We start from the raw sequence: 3,123 nt of genomic DNA on the forward strand, positions 1-3,123 counted from the left end.
AAATACAAAGAGCATCCAGTTGTTGTCAATACGATTGCTAGTCACCATGGTGATGTTGAACCAGAAAGTGTCATCGCAGTTATTGTTGCAGCAGCAGATGCCTTGAGTGCAGCGCGTCCAGGTGCCCGGAGCGAGTCTCTTGAAAGCTACATCAAACGCCTGCAAGATCTTGAAGAAATTGCAAATGGCTTTGAGGGAGTTAAGACAAGCTTTGCCTTGCAAGCAGGTCGTGAAATTCGAATTATGGTCAGCCCTGAAGAAGTCAAGGATGATAAGTTGACCATCTTGGCTCATGATATCCGTGAGAAGATTGAGTCCAACTTGGAGTACCCTGGTAACATCAAGGTAACCGTTATTCGTGAATTACGTGCCATTGATTATGCAAAATAGAGCTTGTTAAAAGCCATATATAAAAGATAGTCAGCGAAGGTGGAACAACCTTAGTTGGCTATTTTTTTGTGAGTCGTGTTAAAAATGGGTTAGCACAGATGAAATGGTTCATTGGTAGAGAAGTGGTTAGGGCCTTGCCTCTAGGAAAAATCTGTTGAAAAATCTTTCTATTTTTGTTACACTAGATAGAAAGACAGCGAAGGAGATAAAATGGCGGATCGAGGATTATTAATCGTTTTCTCAGGGCCCTCAGGTGTTGGGAAAGGAACGGTTAGACGTGAGATTTTTGAAAGCTCAGATAATCAGTTTCAATACTCAGTATCGATGACAACACGTGCACAACGTCCAGGTGAAGTGGACGGAGTAGATTATTTCTTCCGGACACGTGAAGAATTTGAGGAATTGATTCGTCAAGGTCAAATGCTCGAATATGCTGAATATGTTGGCAATTACTATGGGACTCCCTTGACCTATGTGAACGAAACCCTCGATAAAGGGATCGATGTTTTCCTTGAAATCGAGGTGCAAGGGGCTTTGCAGGTCAAGAAAAAGGTACCAGATGCCGTCTTCATTTTCTTAACTCCTCCAGATTTGGATGAATTGCAAGACCGTTTGGTTGGACGCGGCACAGATAGTGCGGAAGTCATTGCCCAGCGGATTGAAAAAGCAAAAGAAGAAATTGCCCTCATGCGGGAGTATGACTATGCCATTGTCAACGATCAAGTACCTTTGGCTGCAGAACGTGTTAAACGTGTGATTGAGGCAGAACATTTCCGTGTTGATCGGGTCATTGGTCACTACCAAGAAATGCTTCCCAAAGCCACTCAAGTGGTACGATAATTAGAATAGGAATTAGGTAAAAAGATTATGATGTTAAAACCATCTATTGACACATTGTTGGATAAAGTACCGTCAAAATACTCTTTGGTTATTCTTGAAGCCAAACGAGCTCATGAGTTAGAGAGTGGTGCAACTCCTACTCAAGAATTTCAATCAGTAAAATCTACCTTGCGTGCCTTGGAAGAGATTGAATCAGGAAATGTGGTGATTCACCCAGATCCAGAAGCTAAGCGTGAAGCGGTTCGTCGTCGAATCGAAGCAGAACGCTTGCGTAAAGAAGAAGAAGAGCGTAAAATTAAAGAACAAATCGCGAAAGAAAAAGAAGATGGTGAAAAAATTTAAGGTTGGGTTCGCTCAATCTTATTTTTTGCTATTTAGCGCTAGGACAGGAAGGAGGTGGAAGCATGCTAGCACAAGTCATCGTTGATGTTCCCTTGATGCAAACAGACAAGCCCTATAGCTACCAGGTACCAGAAGAGTTTTCTCCTTTCTTGGAAAAAGGAATGCGGGTGCATGTTCCCTTTGGAAAGGGAAATCGGCTCATTCAAGGGATTGTGGTTGGCCTTGAAGAGACCACTCTAGCAGTTAAAGATCAAGAATTGAAAAATATCGTGGAGGTCTTAGACTACCAACCAGTTCTAGGAGAGGAGCAATTTTGGCTGGCAGATCAGTTGCGAAAGACGGTTTTTGCCTACAAGATCACCCTCTTGAAAGCCATGCTACCGAGTGTTTTAAATTCTTCCTATGACAAAATTCTCCATCCGACAGAATTGTTATCGCCAGAGGATCGAGAAGACATTTTTGGAACAGCGACCAGCTTGGCCTTTTCTTCTTTGGATATTGATGCACAAGCACGAATGATGCGACTGACTCGTAAAGGAGAGTTGGAAGTAGAATACCAAGCAGTGGATCGTAAACATATCAAAACAGAAAAATGGTATCGAGTAAATCAACCCCTACTTGAAAATTTGGAAATCGCTAAGAATGCTAAAAAGCGCTTGGCCTTGCGAGACTTTGTCCAAGGTCAGGAAGAAGAAGCACCTTTGAGTGATTTATTGGCGGAATTCTCTCGTCCAGTGGTGAACTATTTCATCGATCAGGGTGCCTTGCTTATTTTTGAAAAAGAAGTCAATCGTGCGGCTGCCTACTTTAAAGACAAAGAGTCGACAGAGGCCTTGGTTTTAAATGCTGAACAAGAACGAGCCGTTCAAGCGGTAACCAGCAAAATTGGGCAACCTTCCAAACCCTTCTTGCTAGAAGGGGTGACAGGAAGTGGAAAGACGGAAGTTTACCTCCAAATCATCCAAGAGGTGCTGGATAAGGGGAAAACAGCTATTATGTTGGTTCCTGAAATTTCCTTGACGCCTCAAGTGACGGATCGCTTCATTTCTCGCTTTGGGGATCGGGTGGCCATCCTTCATTCAGGTCTATCCAATGGTGAAAAATACGATGAGTGGAGACGTGTTGAACGTGGAGAAGCTCAAGTGGTCGTAGGAGCGCGGTCTGCTATCTTTGCACCTCTGAAGAACCTAGGGGCTATCATTATCGATGAAGAACATGAGGCTACCTATAAACAAGATAGCAATCCTCGCTACCATGCGCGTGAAGTGGCCTTGCTACGATCTCAGTACCACCAGGCTGTTTTGGTCTTGGGATCAGCAACTCCTAGTCTAGAAACACGGGCCCGTGCAGGAAAAGGGGTCTATGAATTTCTTCAACTGACCCAACGGGCTAATCCGCTTGCCCGCATTCCAGAGGTAGAAGTGATCGATTTTAGGGACTATATTGGCCAGCAAGAATCCGGAACCTATACACCTAAGTTGCTTGATGCGATTGCAGAACGATTGCAACGAAAAGAGCAAGTCGTCCTCATGCTCAATCGCCGGGGATATT

3 protein-coding genes and 1 pseudogene are annotated in these 3,123 nt (G+C 43.9%); all 4 read left to right on the forward strand.

Annotation, left to right across the window (positions count from 1 at the left end):
• A pseudogene (locus ACLOR3_RS09855) lies at positions 1-390 on the forward strand (ribonuclease Y); the annotation flags it as partial.
• Positions 391-600: 210 nt separating this feature from the next.
• Positions 601-1,230 (forward strand): guanylate kinase, encoded by a 630-nt coding sequence (gene gmk / locus ACLOR3_RS09860; protein WP_006596846.1) that lies wholly within the window; start codon positions 601-603, stop codon positions 1,228-1,230.
• Positions 1,231-1,257: 27 nt separating this feature from the next.
• Positions 1,258-1,572: a DNA-directed RNA polymerase subunit omega gene (gene rpoZ, locus ACLOR3_RS09865; protein WP_006596845.1), complete on the forward strand. Its 315-nt coding sequence runs from the start codon at positions 1,258-1,260 to the stop codon at positions 1,570-1,572.
• Positions 1,573-1,634: 62 nt separating this feature from the next.
• Positions 1,635-3,123 (forward strand): replication restart helicase PriA (priA, locus tag ACLOR3_RS09870; protein ID WP_412037192.1); only part of this gene is annotated, 1,489 nt, incomplete at its 3' end.

This window comes from Streptococcus intestinihominis (genome assembly GCF_046824975.1).
Taxonomy (GTDB): Bacteria; Bacillota; Bacilli; order Lactobacillales; family Streptococcaceae; genus Streptococcus.